The sequence below is a fragment of the Alkalibacterium psychrotolerans genome (assembly GCF_054784355.1).
In genome coordinates this window covers 26,388-46,795 of the sequence record NZ_BAAGPH010000045.1, presented here as the reverse complement: position 1 = coordinate 46,795, position 20,408 = coordinate 26,388, and the positions used below count along the sequence as shown (strand labels likewise).

16 protein-coding genes are annotated in these 20,408 nt (G+C 42.2%); 14 read left to right on the top strand and 2 right to left on the bottom strand.

Annotation, left to right across the window (positions count from 1 at the left end; all coding sequences use genetic code 11):
- The first annotated feature begins 122 nt into the window (after window positions 1–122).
- The 9 genes from lepB (at window position 123) to ACYVLS_RS08045 (ending at window position 9,793) form a co-directional block, all read left to right on the top strand.
- Window positions 123–740, top strand: a complete 618-nt coding sequence (gene lepB, locus ACYVLS_RS08085; protein ID WP_460323389.1) for a signal peptidase I — start codon at window positions 123–125, stop codon at window positions 738–740.
- Window positions 741–771: 31 nt separating this feature from the next.
- Window positions 772–1,638 carry a ribosome biogenesis GTPase YlqF gene (gene ylqF, locus ACYVLS_RS08080; RefSeq protein WP_460323387.1) on the top strand — a complete coding sequence of 289 codons (867 nt, stop codon included), beginning with the start codon at window positions 772–774 and terminating at the stop codon, window positions 1,636–1,638.
- A complete protein-coding gene (locus tag ACYVLS_RS08075) occupies window positions 1,595–2,389 on the top strand; it encodes a ribonuclease HII (RefSeq protein WP_460323385.1) in 795 nt (264 codons plus the stop codon). The genes ylqF and ACYVLS_RS08075 overlap by 44 nt, the downstream gene beginning before the upstream one ends.
- An 84-nt stretch (window positions 2,390–2,473) precedes the next feature.
- A complete protein-coding gene (gene dprA / locus ACYVLS_RS08070; protein ID WP_460323383.1) occupies window positions 2,474–3,337 on the top strand; it encodes a DNA-processing protein DprA in 864 nt (287 codons plus the stop codon).
- A gap of 152 nt (window positions 3,338–3,489) precedes the next feature.
- Entirely contained in the window at window positions 3,490–5,559 is a 2,070-nt protein-coding gene (topA, locus tag ACYVLS_RS08065; RefSeq protein WP_460323381.1) for a type I DNA topoisomerase, read from the top strand.
- Between the two features lie 214 nt (window positions 5,560–5,773).
- A complete protein-coding gene (gene xerC / locus ACYVLS_RS08060; RefSeq protein ID WP_460323426.1) occupies window positions 5,774–6,655 on the top strand; it encodes a tyrosine recombinase XerC in 882 nt (293 codons plus the stop codon).
- Between the two features lie 136 nt (window positions 6,656–6,791).
- Window positions 6,792–7,331 (top strand): ATP-dependent protease subunit HslV, encoded by a 540-nt coding sequence (gene hslV, locus ACYVLS_RS08055; RefSeq protein WP_228586739.1) that lies wholly within the window; start codon window positions 6,792–6,794, stop codon window positions 7,329–7,331.
- A gap of 12 nt (window positions 7,332–7,343) precedes the next feature.
- Complete coding sequence (gene hslU / locus ACYVLS_RS08050; RefSeq protein ID WP_460323379.1) at window positions 7,344–8,771, top strand: ATP-dependent protease ATPase subunit HslU; 1,428 nt, start codon at window positions 7,344–7,346, stop codon at window positions 8,769–8,771.
- A 29-nt stretch (window positions 8,772–8,800) separates the two neighbouring features.
- Window positions 8,801–9,793 carry a sensor domain-containing diguanylate cyclase gene (locus tag ACYVLS_RS08045; protein ID WP_460323377.1) on the top strand — a complete coding sequence of 331 codons (993 nt, stop codon included), beginning with the start codon at window positions 8,801–8,803 and terminating at the stop codon, window positions 9,791–9,793.
- Window positions 9,794–9,886: 93 nt separating this feature from the next.
- Here the strand turns inward: ACYVLS_RS08045 and plsY are convergent, their stop codons facing one another.
- Window positions 9,887–10,489, bottom strand: a complete 603-nt coding sequence (gene plsY / locus ACYVLS_RS08040) for a glycerol-3-phosphate 1-O-acyltransferase PlsY (protein WP_460323375.1) — start codon at window positions 10,487–10,489, stop codon at window positions 9,887–9,889.
- Between the two features lie 209 nt (window positions 10,490–10,698).
- Between plsY and ACYVLS_RS08035 the strand changes: the two genes are divergently transcribed.
- From ACYVLS_RS08035 to parC, 5 genes are all read left to right on the top strand, one after another.
- On the top strand, window positions 10,699–11,760 hold the full coding sequence (locus ACYVLS_RS08035) for an ABC transporter ATP-binding protein (RefSeq protein ID WP_460323373.1): 1,062 nt from the start codon (window positions 10,699–10,701) through the stop codon (window positions 11,758–11,760).
- Window positions 11,761–11,875: 115 nt separating this feature from the next.
- On the top strand, window positions 11,876–12,922 hold the full coding sequence (locus ACYVLS_RS08030; protein ID WP_460323371.1) for an extracellular solute-binding protein: 1,047 nt from the start codon (window positions 11,876–11,878) through the stop codon (window positions 12,920–12,922).
- 39 nt (window positions 12,923–12,961) lie between these two features.
- Window positions 12,962–14,605 (top strand): ABC transporter permease, encoded by a 1,644-nt coding sequence (locus ACYVLS_RS08025; protein ID WP_460323369.1) that lies wholly within the window; start codon window positions 12,962–12,964, stop codon window positions 14,603–14,605.
- 490 nt (window positions 14,606–15,095) lie between these two features.
- A complete protein-coding gene (gene parE, locus ACYVLS_RS08020; protein ID WP_460323367.1) occupies window positions 15,096–17,069 on the top strand; it encodes a DNA topoisomerase IV subunit B in 1,974 nt (657 codons plus the stop codon).
- Window positions 17,070–17,092: 23 nt separating this feature from the next.
- The gene (gene parC, locus ACYVLS_RS08015) at window positions 17,093–19,573 is read left to right on the top strand and encodes a DNA topoisomerase IV subunit A (protein ID WP_460323365.1); all 2,481 of its coding nucleotides are present in this window, start codon (window positions 17,093–17,095) and stop codon (window positions 19,571–19,573) included.
- A gap of 75 nt (window positions 19,574–19,648) precedes the next feature.
- On the opposite strand, the gene ACYVLS_RS08010 is transcribed toward parC, so the two are convergent.
- Window positions 19,649–20,317, bottom strand: a complete 669-nt coding sequence (locus ACYVLS_RS08010; protein WP_460323363.1) for a potassium channel family protein — start codon at window positions 20,315–20,317, stop codon at window positions 19,649–19,651.
- Window positions 20,318–20,408 lie beyond the last annotated feature (91 nt).

Sequence of the window (20,408 nt, the reverse complement as noted above, 5' to 3'; positions counted from 1 at the left end):
TGGAGGAGAAAGGAATGTTTAGAGGGTAAAACCTGTTTCCTTTCTCTTTCGTTACTTTTATATAAATTTAAAGACTATATTATATATTACATAGTGAACATTAAAAGAGAGCAGGGATGGCTGTGAGCGATTCTCAATATACACCACGCAGAGAAGTTTATGGAAAGAAAAAGCAGAAAAAAACCGAAAATAAAAAGACATTTGCACAGGAACTGGTTAGTACCCTTTTATACATTATTGTCATAACTGGAATTTTTGTCGCAATTCGTACCTTTCTGTTTGCACCAGTAAGTGTTGAGGGCGATTCAATGAATCCGACTTTAGAACATGAAGACCGTCTGCTCCTCAATAAGATTGCATCTATTGAACGCTTTGATATCGTTGTGTTTCCGGCTCCTGAAGAACCGGACAAGCAGTTTATTAAACGAGTCATAGGCTTACCTGGCGATGAAATAACTTATCAGGATCAGGTCCTCTACATTGATGGAGAGCCTGTAATGGAAGCCTATGTTGATTTGACACAGGAAAGTGAAGAAATTACTGAATATTATAACGGTGATTTCACCCTGGCATCTCTTCAAGGCGTTGAGACCGTTCCTGAAAATATGTTATTTGTGTTAGGAGATAACCGGGCCAATTCCAAAGACAGTCGGTCTTTTGGTTTCATTCCAGAAGACTCAGTCATTGGCGAAACCAGTTTTCGTATTTGGCCAATTGACCGTATTGGTATAGTAGAATGATGATTTAAAAAGAAGAAAGAGGACTGATAGTGTGACGATACAATGGTATCCAGGCCACATGGCAAAGGCCAAAAGACAATTTAAGGAAAAACTGAATCTGGTTGACGTCGTTTATGAACTAGTAGATGCTAGAATACCTTATTCGAGTAAGAATCCGGATATTGAAGAAATGATTGGCAATAAACCACACATTGTGGTGCTGATGAAAAATGATTTGGCAGATCCAAAACAGACAAAAGAGTGGATTGCCTATTATAAGTCAAAAGACATTCCTGCTATTTCAATTAATGCAAAGCTGGGGCAGGGGCTCAAAGAAGTGCTGAAACTCACCAAAGAGGTTCTCGAACCATTGAATCAGAAACGCCGGGACAAAGGCATGAAACCAAGAGCTGTCCGTGCCGTCTGTGTAGGTATACCCAACGTAGGTAAATCGACGTTGATTAACCGCTTTGCAGGTAAGAATATTGCGCAGACCGGGAATAAACCAGGTGTGACAAAAGCGCAGCAATGGATTAAGTACGGCAAGGAATTGGAACTTCTTGATACACCTGGAATATTATGGCCGAAGTTTGAAGACCAGGAAGTTGGGAAGCGATTGGCTGTTACAGGTGCTATTAAAGACACTTTACTGCACATTGACGATATTACGCTTTATGCAATGGAGTATTTGGTAGAAGAGTATCCAGGGGCACTGGCGAAACGGTATAATTTAGCAATTGAAGACGAAACGAATCAGACTTTACCCGAGTTGATGATGCAGATTTCTCACAAACGCGGCTTTCGAGATGATTATGACCGTGCAGCTGAAATGATTTTACATGAAATAAGAAATGGACAGTTAGGACGATTAACTTTTGAAAAACCAGGACACAGCAATTCAGAAGACACAGACGATTAAAGACATAAAATCACTCTTAAACAGTGAAGACACCCTTTCTAAAGCAGTTTTGGATCAGCTCAGTCAAGATGAGCGGAAGGGTGTTCAGGCTGCCCTGAAAAGTTGGCACAATCGCCAGAAGAAACGGCAACTTCAGGAAGAAAAATTCCAGCAGATGATGCAGTATGAGAATCAGGCCCGAACGGCCGGCTATGAGTACATTGCCGGCATCGATGAAGTCGGCAGAGGTCCCTTGGCAGGTCCTGTAGTGACAGCTGCCGTCATTTTGCCGGAAGGTATTCAGCTACAGGGGATTAATGATTCCAAGCAGCTGAATGAGCAGGAAAAAGATTACTGGTTTGACCGGATTCATAATGAAGCCTTATCCGTCAGTACCTCTGTTTTATCCGCTGAAGTCATTGACAAAGTGAATATATATGAAGCCACCCGCCTGTCAATGAAAGAAGCAGTAGAGAATTTGAGTGTAAAACCGGATGTGCTCTTAATTGATGCCATGCAGATAGACAGCTCTCTTCCTCAGAAAAAAATTATCAAAGGAGACGCAAAAAGCATTTCGATTGCTGCAGCATCGATTATTGCGAAGGTGACCCGTGACCGCTTAATGACCCAGTATGATGAAGTGTATCCAGGATACGGTTTTGCACAAAATGCCGGCTACGGAACGAAACAGCATCTTGAAGGACTGGATAAGCACGGTCCGTCACCTATTCACAGACGTTCTTTTAAGCCAGTCAGCAATTTTTTTAACTAATTCCAAACTTTTTTCGTGAGTTTTACTTTATTTCAGCAATGATATAAAGTAGAACTTATTTTTTTTGGAGGAAGGACTAAACTGATGGACAATACTGAAGAAAAATTATTTAAAATTGCTCACTGTCCCTTTTTAAGTTACAAGGAGAAGTGGGCGCTGGCTACCGAATGGGTAAATGAACTGGCTGAACTGACTCAGGCAGACGGATCTATAAGACGATTAAGCGAGAAGAAGAAGGCTTCTTTTTTGCGTTATGAAAGTAAACTCCCTATAATGCAACTAAATGAAGCCTGCCATGCAAAAGGCATTCGTTATCATTCTATATTGTCACCTGCCTATCCAGAACAGTTGAAGCACATCTATGCACCACCCCTTTTTTTATTCCTGAAAGGTAACGAAGATAATATGACTTTACCGATGGTAGGCGTTGTAGGCGCCCGCGAGTGCTCATCCTATTCTAAACAAGTGCTGTCCGCTATACTGCCGGTATTAATAGAAGAAAGAGTCTGTATTGTCAGCGGTCTTGCTAAAGGAGTAGACGGACTGGCTCATCGGAATACCATAAATTTGAGCGGCAGAACCATAGGCGTTACTGGAACAGGACTGGACTATTATTATCCGTCACAAAACAAAGAGCTTCAGTTAGAGATGGAAAAAACGCAATTGCTCTTATCGGAATACCCGCCGGGAACACCACCTAGGCGTCATCAATTTCCGGAACGGAACCGAATCATTGCCGGCCTGTCAAAAAGCATAGTAGTAATTGAAGCAAAGCAGCGAAGCGGTAGCCTGATAACCGCACGAATAGCACTGGAAGAAGGACGTGATGTCTTTGCTGTACCAGGTCCGATTACGAATCCATTATCGGCTGGATGCAACGAATTACTAAAGGATGGGGCGCTGGTCTGTACGGACGGAAACAGTATCCTGAACGAATGGGTTCTCTAGACAGAGACGAATATTTTTAAAAATGAAAGTTGACAAAGCCAATTCATATGGCATATGATGGTAAACGATTCTTACATTCGTGAGTTTTAACGTATAAATTAATAAGTATTTAAGTAAATAAGTACGGTAGTATTGAGGGAGGAGCCTGTGACTTGGCATATAAATATCTTGTGATTGTCGAATCACCTGCCAAAGCAAAAACAATTGAAAAGTACCTGGGAAGAAATTATAAAGTTGTTGCCAGTCTCGGCCATATTCGTGACTTGCCAAAGAGTCGTATGGGTATAGATTTTGAAAATGACTATGAGCCGGATTACATTACGATTCGAGGAAAAGGCCCGGTTATCAAAGATTTAAAGAAACACGCTAAAAAAGCTGAGAAAATTTTTCTCGCAGCCGACCCGGATAGAGAAGGGGAAGCCATTGCCTGGCATTTAAGTTTTCTGCTGGGGCTGGATAAAGATGACAAAAATCGTGTAGTCTTTAATGAGATTACTAAAGATGCCGTCAAGAACGCATTAAAAAATCCAAGACAATTGAACGAAGATTTAATTGACTCACAGCAGGCAAGACGTGTGCTGGACCGTATAGTTGGTTATCAGATTAGTCCGTTACTATGGAAGAAAGTGAAAAGAGGCTTAAGTGCCGGTCGTGTCCAGTCAGTAGCTCTGAAAATGATCTGCGACCGCGAAGAAGAAATTAGAAATTTCGAGCCTGAAGAATACTGGTCACTGGAAGCGAACTTTGCCAAAAAGAAAAAGAAATTTAAAGCTAATTTTTATGGATTGAATGGCAAAAAATCTGCTTTACCCAATAATGACTCTGTTCAGAATGTCCTCAAGCAACTGGATCAGTCGGCTAACTTTGATGTAAAGAAAGTTATCAAGAAAGAACGCAAGCGTAACCCGCAGGCTTCCTTTACAACAAGTAGTCTTCAGCAGGAAGCGGCAGGAAAACTGAATTACCGTACGCGTAAAACAATGATGGTTGCTCAGCAGCTTTACGAGGGGATTTCACTTGGAAAAGGTGGAGCAGTCGGCTTAATCACGTATATGCGTACCGATTCCACGCGTCTGTCTGAAACAGCTAAAACAGAAGCCAATCAAGTTATAGTCGACAATTATGGCAAGGAATATGTTGCAACGAGCCCGAAAAAGCAGAAGAACAAGTCTTCCGCTCAGGATGCTCACGAAGCAATCCGACCAACCAGTGCATTCCGTAAACCTGAAGACATCAAGCAGTACTTGAGCAAGGATCAGTACAAGCTCTATAGTCTTATCTGGTCCCGTTTTATTGCGAGTCAGATGAAACCGGCTATTTATGATACCGTACGTGTAGACATTGAGCAGAATGATGTCATGTTCCGTGCAAATGGCTCTCAGATTAAATTTAAAGGGTACCAGATGGTGTATGCAGAGTCCAAGAAAGAAAAGGACAACATGCTGCCTGATTTGGAAGAAGGAGATGCAGTCAAACTTGACTCTCTGGAACCGAATCAGCATTTCACTCAGCCTCCAGCCCGTTACAGCGAAGCAACATTGATTAAATCGCTTGAAGAAAACGGAGTAGGTCGTCCATCAACCTATGCGCCAACACTGGAAACTATCCAGCGACGCTACTACGTTACCTTGAAAAATAAACGCTTTGAGCCTACAGAACTGGGAGATATCGTTAACGAAATCATTGGAGAGTTCTTTCCCAATATTGTTGACATCAATTTTACAGCCGATCTGGAAAAAGATCTGGATTCTGTTGAAGAAGGCAAGCGCGAATGGATTGAAATCATCGACCAGTTTTATAAGCCGTTTAAAGTGGAAGTCGATAAGGCTGAAAAAGAACTGGAAGAAGTGGAGATTGAAGACGAACCGGCAGGATTTGACTGTGAGAAGTGTGGGTCGGCCATGGTTATTAAAATGGGCCGATACGGCAAGTTCTATGCGTGCTCAAACTTCCCGGATTGCCGCAATACCAAACCGATTGTCAAGAAGATAGGCGTTACCTGCCCGCTATGTAAAAAAGGCGAGGTAGTTGAGCGTAAATCCAAGAAGAACCGAATCTTCTACGGTTGTGAACATTATCCTGAATGTGAATTTACATCATGGGATAAACCAATTGGACGCGACTGTCCTAAGTGCGAACATTACCTTGTTGAAAAGAAAACCAAGAAGCAGTCACAGGTCAAATGTTCAAATTGTGATTACGAAGAAGAACCGCAGAAATAAGTCTTGAAGCGACTGTTAATATGTCATCGAAAGCCTGTATCTCTCTTTGAGGGATGCAGGCTTTTTTCACAACGTGATAAGAGGGAACAGATTAAGCTGATTAGCTTTGCTCAGTAATGAATAAAGTGTGTAAATAAATGATTTAGAATAGGCTAGAGCGAGCCGCTATGGTAAAATAGAGGGTAAGGATGTGAAAAGAGTGACAGATAAGTGGATGACTTTATTCGAAGATTATTTGACTAATGAACGACACTACTCACCGTTAACTAACCAGGCATACACCGAAGACATAAAAAATTTCCAGGAGTTCCTGAAAGAAACAGGAGACATGGACTTTCTAACCGTCTCTCTTTCGGATGCACGCATCTATTTGAGCTATCTGACAGATAAAGAATACGCTCGGGCATCGATATCACGAAAAATTTCCAGTTTACGTGCCTTTTATCAGTTTCTGTTAAACAACGATATCATTTCCGATAACCCTTTTTCTTATCTCCACATTAAGAAAAAAGGGCGACGACTGCCGAGTTTCTTTTATGAAAAAGAAATGACGGCACTATTTGAAGCGGCTGAAGGGACCAGTCCTCTGGATTACCGTAATCAGGCCTTACTTGAACTGCTTTACGGTACCGGTATTCGTGTGAGTGAATGCCAGGGAATCAGGCTGGAAGATGTAGACTTTACTATGGGGATGCTGTTTGTTAAAGGAAAAGGCAATAGAGAGCGCTATATTCCTTTTGGCCACTATGCCAGTGAAGCGATTAAAGCCTACCTTTCACAGGGCCGGGAAGTATTGATGAGTAAATACCACAAAGAGCATTCGTTTTTGTTTATCAATCATCACGGCGATCAGATTACCCAGAACGGCATCCAGTATGTCCTGAGTGAACTGATTAAGAAGAGCAGTCTGACTAACAATATTTCCCCGCACATGCTGCGGCACACATTTGCCACGCATCTTCTGAATAACGGGGCAGATATACGAACGGTGCAAGAACTGCTGGGGCACAAGAGCCTCTCTTCTACGCAGGTTTACACACATGTAACGACGGAACACCTTCAGAAAAATTATAATGCCTTTCATCCAAGAGCCTGAACTATTTTCAGGAAAGAACCCATTTTTTGAAACGAGAGGAAAACAGTAGTATAGTGGATAGGGGTACTATGGCCAAGTGAGTTCGGTATAGGTAACCCTGATAATTCAACACTGAATCAAATGGAGGATTTTTAAAATGACAGAATTTCATGCAACCACAATTTTAGCTATTCATCATAAAGGTGAATGCGCCATGGCCGGAGATGGCCAGGTTACTATGGGTGAGCAAGTCGTAATGAAAAGCAAAGCCCGTAAAGTCAGAAAAATATATAACAATGAAGTACTCGTTGGCTTTGCCGGCAGTGTTGCTGATGCCTTTACACTAGAAGAAAAATTCGAAGGCTACTTGAACCAGTACAATGGTCACCTGATGCGTGCGGCCGTTGAACTCGCACAGGAGTGGCGTACAGATAAAATGATGAAAAATCTGGAAGCCCTGCTGATTGTGATGAATAAAGAGCAGATGCTCTTGATTTCCGGAAATGGAGAAGTCATTCAGCCGGATGACGGCATACTCGGAATAGGATCAGGCGGAAACTTTGCCCTTTCAGCTGCGAGAGCGCTGAAGAAACACGGCGAAAACCTGACGGCAGAACAGATTGCCAAAGACAGTCTGACTGTTGCAGCCGACATTTGTGTCTACACGAACCATAATATTATTAGTGAAAAACTGTAAGGAGAATGATTAATGAGAGTGAGAAATGATTTAACACCAAGAGAAATCGTCAGCCGTCTGGATAATTATATTGTCGGACAGACTGAAGCGAAAAAAGCCGTAGCGGTAGCCTTGAGAAACAGATACCGTCGACTGAAACTGGATACTGAAATGCAAAAGGAAATTACGCCGAAAAATATCCTGATGATCGGGGCGACCGGTATCGGTAAAACTGAAATTGCCCGCCGCCTGGCTGCCATTGTTGATGCCCCTTTCTTGAAAGTGGAAGCAACTAAATTCACAGAAGTCGGCTACATTGGTCGTGACGTTGAATCAATGGTAAGAGATTTAACGGAAGCATCTGTTCAGCTCGTTAAAGATGAGTACCGCAAAAATGTCAGAGGCCGTGCAGAAAAAAGAGCCATTGAACGCGTGGCCAAAGCCCTGGCACCTGGTATTAAAAAAGAAAAAAGCACATACGATAACAACCCTCTGGCAGGCATGTTTAAAGGAATGGGCATGGATCCGAATCAGTTTGCTCAGGCAAATGAAGAGGAAGAAGAGGAAACTGTTACTTCAGAAATTTCATCCAAGCGTGATGAACTGAAAGATCAGATCGCTAAAGGGATGCTGGACAGCAGAGAAGTTGAAATCAAAGTAGTTGAGAAGAAACAGACACCAAACAACCCAATGAGTGCGCCAATGGAATCCATGGGCATCGATTTATCTGAAACCCTTGGTGCTTTAACTCCATCTAAAAAGGTCAAGCGTAAGGTTACAGTCAAAGAAGCGGTTGAAATCTTTACTGAAGAAGAAGCAGATAAACTGATTAATCAGGAAGACATCAATGCGGATGCGGTTAACTTGACTGAAAATGCCGGTATTATCTTTATTGATGAGATTGACAAGATTACATCTAAAGGCCAGCAGAACAGCGGTCAGGTTTCTAGAGAAGGTGTTCAAAGAGATATTCTTCCAATCGTTGAAGGGTCAAGTGTTAAGACGAAATACGGAACCGTTCATACCGACCATATCCTGTTTATTGGTTCAGGAGCCTTCCACTTGTCCAAGCCAAGTGATCTGATTCCGGAACTGCAGGGACGATTCCCTATTCGCGTTGAACTGAATGATCTGACAAACGAAGACTTTGTCAAGATTCTGACAGAACCAGAAAATGCTTTAATTAAACAATACCGTGCTTTACTGGGCACTGAAAATATTGATGTCGTCTTCACTATGGAAGCTATCGAGAAAATTGCTGAGATTGCTTTTGACGTCAATGAATCAACCGACAATATCGGGGCTCGACGACTGCACACCATTCTCGAACGACTGCTGGAGGATCTTCTGTTTGAATCACCGGATATGAGCATGGGCGAAGTGAAGATTACGCAGAAATATGTCGAAGACAAGATTGGTCATATTGTAGAAAACAAAGACCTGACGCGTTACATTTTATAAAAAAATTATGAGATCAATGAGGTGTCCAGATGCAAAATCAGACGAATACAGATTTATCCAGACAAGAATTAATGGAAAAAATCGAAGCCCAGGAATTACTGATTAATGAACTCCTGGCTGAAAAAGAGGCCGAGGTCAAACTCGATTATCCATGGAAAGGCAATCTGGGACACTGGTACTGGAATATTCAATCAAACGATGTCGTCTTCAACCCTTTAAAGGTAACGGCCTTGGGCTACTCGAAAGATGAAATTCCTGAAAAAGTACCGTACGAATTTTTCACTGATAAATTGCATCCGGATGATTACGTTACTGCAATGGACAAGATGATGCAGCACCTCAAAGGTGAAACACCTGTATATGAAATTGAATACCGAATAAAAGCAAAAGATGACAAATGGAAATGGTTTTATGACAGGGGTAAAGTAACACAAAGAAAAGCAGACGGCACGCCGCTATTTGCTTCGGGCATTGTGTTTGATGTGACGAGTCAAAAAGAAAAAGAAGAAAATCTGGAAGAACTGACGTCCAGTCTGATTGAAATAGTTGAAAAAGACGAGCTGACCGAAATCAGAAATCGGCGATCTATTTTCAAGGAACTGAAAGCGAAAATGATGAAAAGCTCAATTGAGAAAGATCAGCTGATCATTGCCATGCTCGACATAGACGATTTCAAAAAGATTAATGACACGAAAGGTCATGTATTTGGCGATTACGTTCTGAAAGAAGTGGCGAAATCGCTGAATCAGGTACTAGCTGGTAAAGGCTGTGTCGGCCGGTATGGTGGAGAAGAATTTTTAGTTGTTCTGCCCAACAAAAATCGGGAAGAGGCTGAACGTATTCTGAACCGCTGCCGGGAAGCAATAATTGCCAATGAGTTTCTGGTGAATGAATCGGTTACAATCAGTGGTGGCTTTACACTCTTTGATCAGCACGACTCGCATGAAGAGTTTATTACCGAAGCAGATAATAACCTTTATCAAGCTAAACGGTCAGGTAAGAATAAAATTGTCGGACCTTAACAGTAAAATCACCAAAAAAAAATAGGATTATCTCAAAAAGTTGAGATAATCCTATTTTTCTGCTTTTAACCCAGTAAAACAGGTTAAATAAAATTAGTCTTTTTTGGAACTTCTTCTCCCAAAAGGCACTCTGTTTTCTTCACCTTTTCTGATACGCTCAATATTTGAACGATGACGTACAATCACAATAATCATTGCTACCCAGACGATGACTGCAAAAATTATATCACCGATAAAGAGCGAGACGACAGCAGCGACTAGCACTGTAACAATGCTCGCTAAGCTGACCATACTCGACCATAGTAGAACCGCTATCCAAATGGCGAGCAAAAAAGGGGCTAGTATCGGCTGAGCACCTAAAGCGATACCGGCACTCGTGGCTACCGCTTTTCCGCCTTTAAAGCGGGCAAATATTGGAAACACATGACCTATTACGGCAAATATTCCGACAACCATCGGGTGTATCGTTAATCCCAGCCAGACCGGCAACAAAGCAGCAACCGTTCCTTTTGCAATATCCAGTATCAGTACGATGGTCCCTGCATTTTTACCAAGCACTCTATACGTATTTGTAGTACCTGAATTACCACTTCCATGTTCTCTTATATCTGTCTGAAAAAATAATTGACCAACCCAGACCCCTGAAGGTATGGATCCTAATAAATACGCCACAACTATCACAACGATTTCAACCAACTGAATTCCTCCTTGCTTATCTTGACGCTAGGTATTATTTTAACACGTTTTTTTCTCCATCGGTATCTTTTTTACAGGTTACTAGACGAGAGAAGGCCATAAAACCGACAAAATATGTGATGTTATCACTAAGCGAATTGTGATATACTGCATTTAATTGATAATCATTCTCAATAATTCCGGACAGAATTGAGAAAAGGAGAATCTGTATGTCATTTATATCTATATCCAATTTAACTAAACAATTTTCAGATGCCGCTCTGCCCGCAGTGAATGATATTAGCTTCAGTATAGGAAAAGGGGAAATAGTATCCCTTTTAGGACCGAGTGGTTGTGGTAAAACGACAGCATTGCGAATGATTGCGGGCTTTGAAAACCCCACTAAAGGACTGATTAAAGTAGGCAGCCAGCTTGTTGTATCAGATTCTGCAGTTGTCCCTCCTGAGAAAAGAGGGATAGGCATGGTCTTTCAGGAACACGCTTTGTTCCCGCATATGAGTGTAGCCAAGAACATCATGTATGGTCTGAAAAATTTGCGAAAAAGTGAGAAACTGAAAAAAGTGAAAGAAATGCTTGAACTGGTTGAACTGACTGATTTCGCAGAGTCTGTACCAGCCAACTTATCAGGCGGTCAGCAGCAGAGAGTCGCGATTGCTCGAGCGTTGGCACCTTCTCCTCATGTTATTTTACTTGATGAACCGTTCAGTAGTATCGATGCTGGGCTGAGAGAGAAAATGAGACAGGATATTTCAACAATTTTGAAAAAAGCTGATGCCACAGCCAAAATTGTTACACATGATCAAAAAGACGCATTCGCAGTGGCAGATAAAGTCGTAGTCATGAATAAGGGTATGATTCAGCAGATTTCAACGCCTAAAGAACTCTACCGTTGTCCTGTTAACTGTTTTGTTGCTCAGTTTGTCGGAAAGACCAACCTAATTCAAGGGACAATTGGTATGCGGGGAGAGCAAGTTTTAACCGCTTTAGGCAATTTACCCGTTATAAGCGGAGTATATGATCCTAATTCAAAAGTCATGCTGTCTATCAGACCGGAATCGATTGAAATCAATGCTGAAGGAGACTACAGCGGCATGGTTGACCGGATAGTATACGGTGGTGACACTCAGGAAATACATTTAACCGTTCAGGGAATAGAGGGTCACACCAGAACCCCAATTATTATTACAGCACCAATCAATCATGATATTCTTGTTGGTCAGCCGATTCGATTTTCTATCGAGCAGGAAGCCATCACCATTATCGACCATTAAATTTTTACCACTCATTGTGAAAGTTCCAACAAAAAAAGATTGACTCATTTGAATGATTAAGGTAATCTTGAGTTATCGATAATGATAATCATTCTCAATGAGAAGAGGGAACTTTATGATAAAGAAAAAATGGGCAAGTATAGCGGGACTATCATCTTTAATTTTGTTGGCCGGTTGCGCTAATACGAATTCTGAATCGGGAGCATCAGAGGATGAACTGGTTGTGTATTCTTCACGTAACGAACAGTTTGTAGCTGATTTGCTGGATAAATTTGAAACAGACACTGGAATCTCAGTGAGTGCTTTACACGGCGTTGAACCCCTACAGCTGATGGAAGAAAGAAACAATGTTCAAGCGGACGTCTTTATTTCAAATGATATCGGTGCGCTGGAATACTTAAATAGTGAAGAGCTGCTTAAAGCGACTAATCCTGACAATGTAGACAGCATTGAAGAACAGTACCGAGCAGAAAATAACGAATGGATTGCATTATCTTCTCGTGCGAGAGGCTTTATTTACAATAAAGATATGATAGACGAAGAAGACGTACCTACTCGTATGGAAGATTTAATGGATGATACTTATAGTAATGTCGAAAATGGATTCGCTATTACGCGTGGAGGAAACGGCGGAATGATTTCTAATGTCTCTGCCTTAAGACACGAGTGGGGCGATGAGCGTACGACAGAATGGGTTGAAGCCATTCAAGAAAATGCAGCGGGTATCTTTGAAGGACATGGCGACATCAGACGGGCGGTTGGAGAAGGCATTCATTCATTCGGTCTAGTCAATAATTACTACTACCACCAGCAGCTTCTTGAACCTGAAAACAATAACGTCGGTTTCGTTTATCCGGACCAAGGAGAAGGCGAAATGGGCGCCATCGTCAATGCGGCAGGTGTCGGTTTATTAAACGACAGCCCGAATGAAGAGGCGGCTGAAACTTTCTTAAATTGGTTACTGGAAGAAGAAAATCAGCTGACCTTTGTGGGAGAATCCCTTGAAGTACCAATCAACACTGAATTAGATCCGCCGTTTGAGGAGGCAGTTAACTTATCAGAATTAACTGTACAGGATATGCCGCTTCGTGAACTGGGTAATTATTTCGAAGACACCCGTTCGTTGATTGAAGAGGCAGGGCTTGATTTAAACCTGAGATAATGCATTGAAATAAATAGAGTTGGGGATAGGAGGCAAATTGTGAGACTGTTTGAAATGAATAAGCAGAAAAAAACGACTGGTATAGGCGCGTGGAAAAAGCAGTCCCGCAGAATCTGGAATGGCAATATCCCCAGCCCGTCGCTGCTTACGGCAGCAGTACTGATTGCCATTATAATGACCGTACCGTTAGTCTATGTTATTTATCAGTCCTTTCTGGCAGGCGCTGACAGCTGGATGAGACTGATCAGTAATCGGATTCCTCAACTGCTCTGGAACACACTGTCTCTTTCCTTGACCGTGACCGTATTGTCTTCCTTTATCGGAGTCTTACTGGCCTGGATTGTGAACCGGACCGATTTACCGGCCCGAAAACTATGGAAAGGTCTGCTGGCGCTGCCGGTGGTGATTCCACCATATATAGGAGCAGTGACCTACATTATTGTTCTTGGCCCAAGAGGCTGGGTATTTCAAATGATAAACAGGGCAGCTTCTCAAGTCAGAGAACTGCCTTTCACTGTTTACTCCTTTGCCGGTGTTGTACTGGTCATGACTCTCTTTACGTATCCCTATGTTTTTCTGATTACCGGCTCAGCTATGCGTAAAACCAGTTCAGCATATGAAGAAGCCAGTCGATCGCTGGGACATAACGGCTTCACTACTTTTTTCAAAGTCATCCTGCCGCTCTTGGTGCCTTCGATTGGTGCCAGCAGCATTCTTGTTTTTCTATACGTACTGAGTGATTTTGGAGCCGTATCCATGCTGAGGTACGTCACTTTCACTTCAGCTATCTACTATCAGAGAGCTGGCTTTGACATTCCGTCTGCTGCTGTACTGAGTCTCGTATTGATTGCTATTACATTACTCGTATTATTAATTGAAAAGTTAGTGAAACGCAAAAAAGTGTATCATCAAAGCAAGGGAATGGTCAAAGAGCCGAAGACAATCAGATTGAACCGATTTAAACTGCCGGCTTTGCTATTTGTTCTCCTTATTTTTTCCGTATCGGTCCTCTTGCCGGTCAGTGTGCTGCTTTACTGGACGCTATTAGGGTTGGAATCAGGTGAGAACCTTTATAACGCTGCTTTCTTTGGTTATACCCTTAATAGTTTCAGGGTAGCGGGTTTTGCAGCACTGATTAGTATTCTGCTGTCAGTACCGGTGATTTACCTGTACGCGAGACACCGCTCAGTCGTCAGCAGTACGATATACAAATTAACCTATACCGGCTATGCTTTACCGGGAGTCATCATTGCTTTGGGACTGGTTTTTTTATTCAACAACCATATACCTGTTCTCTATAGTACGGTAACACTGGTGGTACTGGCTCAAGTTATCCGCTTTATGCCGCAGGTACTGCAGGCGGGCGAAGCGGCAATCAGTCTGGTTTCGCCGCGTATGGAGGAATCGGCTCGAAGTCTGGGCCAGTCAACCTGGAAAGTTCTGTTGACGATTACGCTGCCCTCGATGCTTCCAGGCCTTCTCGCGGGTGGCGCTCTTGTCTTTGTAAGCGCGCTGAAGGAATTACCAGCCACTCTGATGCTGAGACCTCCGGGTTTTGATACGTTGGCTGTAAGGGTCTATTATCAGGCTTCAGAGGCCTTGTACATCCAGGCAGCTCCAGGAGCGCTTTTGATTATAGTCATTTCCTTGTTACCCCTTCATTATTTACTGAAAAATTACTGATGATTTAAGCAAAATAATTAGCTGCGGGTTATGCTCATGCATAGCCTGCATTTTTTTTATTTAAAAGATTTTCTTTATGAAATGAAACAATCTGGCTCGCCAGATTGTCCGTTATAGAAGGGATGCTGAAGTTCATAGGACTAAATCAGCTGTAAACTTCACCAACTAAAGAAAAGGTGAAGTTTATTGATTAGTAAAGTAGCTAAACTTTACCGTAACGGCATAATTTTGAGTTCAATGGTTTCTATAATGGCTAAACTTCACCATTCTTCCTAAAAGACAAGTGATGTGCGCTGCGTTCATTCTTATATACTGTCATTATCAATCTACTCTCTGACGGTACGGTTCCTGAATTGTTTACCTGACTTTATATTGATTAATTCAGTCTAACGTTTTTAGACCGCTGTTTTTATGGTATTATATTAATGCTTGCGTTTTCCTTTGAGGAAAGGCAAATTAATTTATGATTCACTATCGAGGAGTATACAAAATGGCAATGAATAAATACGATGATAACGCAATTCAGGTATTAGAAGGACTTGACGCTGTCCGCAAACGCCCGGGCATGTATATCGGATCTACCGATTCAAGAGGGCTGCACCATCTTGTTTATGAAATCGTCGACAATGCAGTTGATGAAGTATTAGCAGGGTACGGTTCTGAAATTGAAGTCATAATTCACAAAGATAACAGCATCACTGTAAAGGATAATGGAAGAGGGATGCCTACTGGAATGCACAAGACTGGGGTGTCGACCATTCAGGTTATTTTTACAGTCCTGCATGCCGGTGGTAAGTTTGGTCAGGACGGCGGATACAAAACATCCGGCGGTCTCCATGGTGTGGGGGCTTCGGTCGTGAATGCCCTGTCAGAGTGGCTCACCGTGACTGTCAAAAGGGACGGCTATGAATATGTCCAGAAGTTTAAGAATGGCGGCAAGCCAGATGGCAAGCTGTCAAAGAAAAAAATAGCCAAAAAGGAAGCCGGAACCGTTGTTCACTTTAAGCCGGATGCCAGCATTTTCTCTACAATCGAGTACTCTTTCAGTCTGCTGAGTGAGCGCCTGAAAGAATCGGCATTCTTGCTTAAAGGCGTGACCATAACAGTTGAAGATGAACGGAAAGATGCGAAAGAATCCTTCTATTATGAAGAGGGAATCAAAGAATTCGTTCATTATCTGAATGAAGAAAAGGATACACTGACGCCTATTGCCTACTTTGAAGGAGAATACAAGGGGATTGAAGTCGAGTGTGCCTTTCAGTACAACGACGGTTATTCAGAGAATGTACTAAGCTTTGTCAACAATGTGCGAACCAAAGACGGCGGCACACACGAAATTGGTACAAAGTCTGCCTTGACGAAAACATTCAATGAGTATGCCCGTCGTGTCGGCTTGCTAAAAGAAAAAGATAAAAATTTAGAAGGTTCTGATGTTAGAGAAGGAATCGCCATTATTTTATCTGTCCGTATACCCGAGAATCTGCTTCAGTTTGAAGGGCAGACAAAGAGTAAGCTGGGGACTAACGAAGCACGAACCGCCTGTGACAACATTATCTCTGAACAGTTTAATTTCTATCTGGCTGAAAATGGTGAAATGAGCCAGCAGATTGTCCGAAAAGCGATTAAAGCGAGAGAGGCGAGAGAAGCTGCCCGTAAAGCGAAGGAAGACTCACGCAACGGGAAAAAGCGTAAACGTAAAGAAACCTTATTATCCGGAAAACTGACTCCTGCACAGAGTAGAAATGCCAGCAAGAATGAACTGTATCTCGTAGAGGGAGATTCCGCTGGTGGTTCTGCCAAGCAGGGAAGAGACCGGAAGTTCCAGGCTATTCTCCCGCTGAGAGGTAAGGTTATTAACACAGAAAAAGCCAACATGCAGGATATTTTAAAAAACGAAGAGATCAGTACGATGATATACACAATCGGAGCAGGTGTGGGACCCGAGTTTGACTTGAAAGACTGCAATTACGATAAAATTGTCATCATGACAGATGCGGATACCGATGGCGCTCATATTCAAGTACTGCTGTTGACCTTCTTCTACCGCTATATGCGTCCGCTGATTGAAGCGGGTAAAATTTATCTGGCGCTCCCGCCCTTATATAAATTATCAAAAGGAAAAGGTAAAAAAGAAGAAATTGCCTATGCCTGGACAGATGAAGAGTTGGAAAAACTGCTGAAGACCTTTGGCAAAACTTATATGATTCAAAGATACAAAGGTTTAGGTGAGATGAATGCCGACCAGCTGTGGGAAACAACAATGGATCCGGATACTCGAACGCTTATCCGTGTGACAATTGATGACTTGGCCCAGGCTGAACGTCGTGTCTCTGTTTTGATGGGTAATAAAGTGGACCCCAGACGAAAATGGATTGAGGAAAACGTTGAGTTCTCGTTAGAAGAAGAAGGCAGTATTCTTGAGACAAACGAAATGATGGATGAACCTGAAAGTCCAATTCAATAACGGGAAAGGTTTGACGAGTTAACATGACAAATGAAAATCGAGCAGAAATACAAGAACTGACATTAGAAGAAGTAATGGGGGACCGTTTTGGTCGCTATTCGAAATATATTATTCAAGAACGTGCTCTCCCCGATATCCGTGACGGCTTAAAACCGGTTCAGCGTCGAATTTTATATGCGATGTTTTCGGAAGGCAACGTCTTTGATAAAGGATTCAGAAAATCGGCAAAAACAGTCGGTAACGTTATCGGGAATTTCCACCCGCATGGGGACAGCAGTGTATATGAAGCCATGGTTCGTATGAGCCAGGACTGGAAAATGAAGGCACCGCTGATTGACATGCACGGAAACAACGGAAGTATGGATGGGGATCCGCCAGCCGCGATGCGTTATACAGAAGCGCGCCTCTCAAAAGTGGCCTCAGAACTCCTGCAGGATATTGATAAGGAAACGGTTGAACTGGTGCTTAACTTTGATGACACCACAAACGAGCCGACTGTACTGCCTGCCCGTTTCCCAAATTTACTGGTCAATGGGGCGACAGGAATTTCGGCTGGTTACGCGACAGACATCCCTCCGCATAATCTGCAGGAAGTCATTGATGCGGCTGTTTATTTAGTATCCCACCCGAATGCATCGGTCGATAAACTGATGGATTTTGTAAAAGGTCCTGATTTTCCAACCGGAGGCATTATCCAGGGAGTAAAAGGCTTAAAAGAAGCTTATACTAGCGGTAAAGGAAAAATAGTCGTTCGCAGCAAAACTGAAATTGAGAAAATGCGTGGCGGTAAAGAACAAATCGTTATCACTGAAGTTCCATATGAAGTTAATAAAGCAACGCTTGTGCGTAAAATGGATGAAATTCGTTTAAATAAAAAAATTGACGGTATTGCAGACGTTCGTGACGAATCAGATCGGACGGGCCTGCGAATCGTCGTGGAACTGAAAAAAGATACACCTGCAAATGGAATATTGACCTATCTGTTGAAAAATACAGATTTGCAGATATCTTATAATCTCAACATGATTGCCATTAATGAGCGACGACCGCAACAGGTTGGTTTGAGAGAAATACTGTCTGCTTATTTGAAACACAAGAGAGAAGTCATTGAAAAGCGGACACAGTTTTTGCTGAGCAAAGACAGAAAACGCGCTCATATTGTCGAAGGGTTAATAAAAGCTATTTCTATCCTGGACAAAGTGATTAAGACAATTAGAAGCAGTGAAAATAAATCGAATGCGAAAGACAACTTGGTTAAAGCGTATGATTTTTCTGCGATGCAGGCTGAAGCAATTGTCAGTCTTCAGTTGTACCGTCTGACAAATACTGATATTACTCAGCTTCAGAAAGAAGCAGACGAGTTGAGCCAGCGCATAGAAGGGTATTTAACCATCTTAAATGATGAAAAAGCTCTCGATTCAGTAGTTAAAAAAGAATTGAGAGAAGTCAAAAAAGTTTATGCGAAAGAACGTCAGACAATTATTGAAGAGAAAATTGAAGAGCTGAAGGTTGAAAAAGAAGTACTGGTGACTGAAGAAGAGGTTATTGTGTCCGTCACTAAGCAAGGCTATCTGAAACGAACCAGCCTAAGGTCATATGGGGCTTCAAACCCAGAAGAACTGGGGTTGAGAGAAGGGGACTATTCCCAGTTTACTGAGAAGATGACGACCCTTGAACATATTGTTATCTTTACATCTAAAGGAAACGTGATTAACCGTCCCGTACATGAACTGCCTGATATCAAGTGGAAAGACTTCGGTCAGCACATTTCTCAAAGCATCAGTCTGGCTTCGGATGAAACAGTGGTAGCTGTCTTTGGACTGAAAGAATTCACTGAGAAAGAACGTTTTGTCTTTATTACGAAAGAAGGTTACATCAAACAGACTCTGGCAAGTGAATACGAACCGAAGCGAACCTACCGTTCCCGCTCGGCTACAGCAATTAAACTGAAAGCCGATACGGATGAGTGTCTGGCCGTGTACCGCATTGAAGACGACACGTCCTTGGATGTTTTCCTAGTGACACAATTCGGATTCGGCCTGAGATACAATCTGTCTGAAGTTTCTCTCGTTGGAGCAGGAGCAAGCGGGGTCAAATCGATTAACCTGAAAAAAGGGGACACAGTAGTGAACGGTGTCCTGTTCAATCCGCAAGATGGCAACAAGAGCGTCGTGCTCGTTACCCATAGAGGAGCGGTCAAAAAGATGAATGTGAGGGAATTTGATCTTATTTCAAGAGCCAAGAGAGGGCTGCTTGTGCTGAGAGAACTGAAAAACAAGCCTCACCGTGTTGCATTAATGATTGGTGTAAACGATGGTCAGGATGAATGGACTATTGTAACTGATAAAAATACGTCTCAAACAATCACTCCTAAAGATTATTCGTTCAGCGACCGTTACAGTAATGGCTCATTTATTCTGGATGAGGATTCTGACGGTACACCAGTTGATGCGTTCAAGTCTAATGTAGTTTTAATTGAAGAAAGTCCAAAAGAAAAAGAATAGTATAAATAACAAGAAAAGAAGGATGCCATGTTCTGAAATGGCATCCTTCTTTATGTAATATGAGCCTCAGCCTACCTATGCTTCGGCCAGTTTTTTCAGTTTATTCAAATCCTTGTCTTCTCCCAAAACAATTAAGGTCTGACCGGGTTCCAGGATGTAATCCTTGGTCGGATTGAAAACAATATTTTCATTTTCCACTTCTTTAATGGCAATAATAATCAAATCGGTCTGTTCCGGTATGTTCGCATCCATGAGAGATTTATGACTCAAGTCGGAATTCTGCTTAATAATTACTTCATTCAAATTATAATCAATCTTTCCTGAATGGGTAATGGTATCTAAAAAGGCTATAACGTTAGGTTTCAACAACATAGAAGCCATACGGTAGCCGCCAATCTCATTCGGAGAAACCGTTTTGTCCGCACCGGCACGTATCAGTTTTTCATGGGAGTCATGTGTGATTGCGCGTGCCACAATATGCAGTTGTGGGTTAAGCTGCCGTGCTGAGAGGACAGCATAGAGATTATTCGCATCATTGTTTAAAGAAGCCACAAGGGCCTTGGCTCTTGAAATACCTGCTTTTTCGAGCACTTCATCTGATGTGGCATCGCCTTGAAAGGCGATAATGTCGCTGTATTCTTTAACAGCGTCCAGTTTTTCTTTTTCAAATTCAATGACAACAAAATCAGCATTTTCTTTATGTAAAGACTGAATGATATGTTGTCCTGTTTCACCGCTCCACATACAATAATGTGATTGTTTAATTTATCAAGCTTATCCATCATTTTCTGTTCCCTCCGTGCTTCTTTTAATTCGCCCCCAAATACGTAGGCAA

Coding starts and splice junctions, on each gene's coding strand:
- hslV (WP_228586739.1), top strand. CDS start 6,792: ATGACAGAATTTCATGCAACCACAATTTTAGCTATTCATCATAAAGGT.
- ACYVLS_RS08030 (WP_460323371.1), top strand. CDS start 11,876: ATGATAAAGAAAAAATGGGCAAGTATAGCGGGACTATCATCTTTAATT.
- hslU (WP_460323379.1), top strand. CDS start 7,344: ATGAGAGTGAGAAATGATTTAACACCAAGAGAAATCGTCAGCCGTCTG.
- xerC (WP_460323426.1), top strand. CDS start 5,774: ATGACTTTATTCGAAGATTATTTGACTAATGAACGACACTACTCACCG.
- dprA (WP_460323383.1), top strand. CDS start 2,474: ATGGACAATACTGAAGAAAAATTATTTAAAATTGCTCACTGTCCCTTT.
- ACYVLS_RS08010 (WP_460323363.1), bottom strand. CDS start 20,317: ATGTGGAGCGGTGAAACAGGACAACATATCATTCAGTCTTTACATAAA.
- ACYVLS_RS08035 (WP_460323373.1), top strand. CDS start 10,699: ATGTCATTTATATCTATATCCAATTTAACTAAACAATTTTCAGATGCC.
- parC (WP_460323365.1), top strand. CDS start 17,093: ATGACAAATGAAAATCGAGCAGAAATACAAGAACTGACATTAGAAGAA.
- parE (WP_460323367.1), top strand. CDS start 15,096: ATGGCAATGAATAAATACGATGATAACGCAATTCAGGTATTAGAAGGA.
- ACYVLS_RS08045 (WP_460323377.1), top strand. CDS start 8,801: ATGCAAAATCAGACGAATACAGATTTATCCAGACAAGAATTAATGGAA.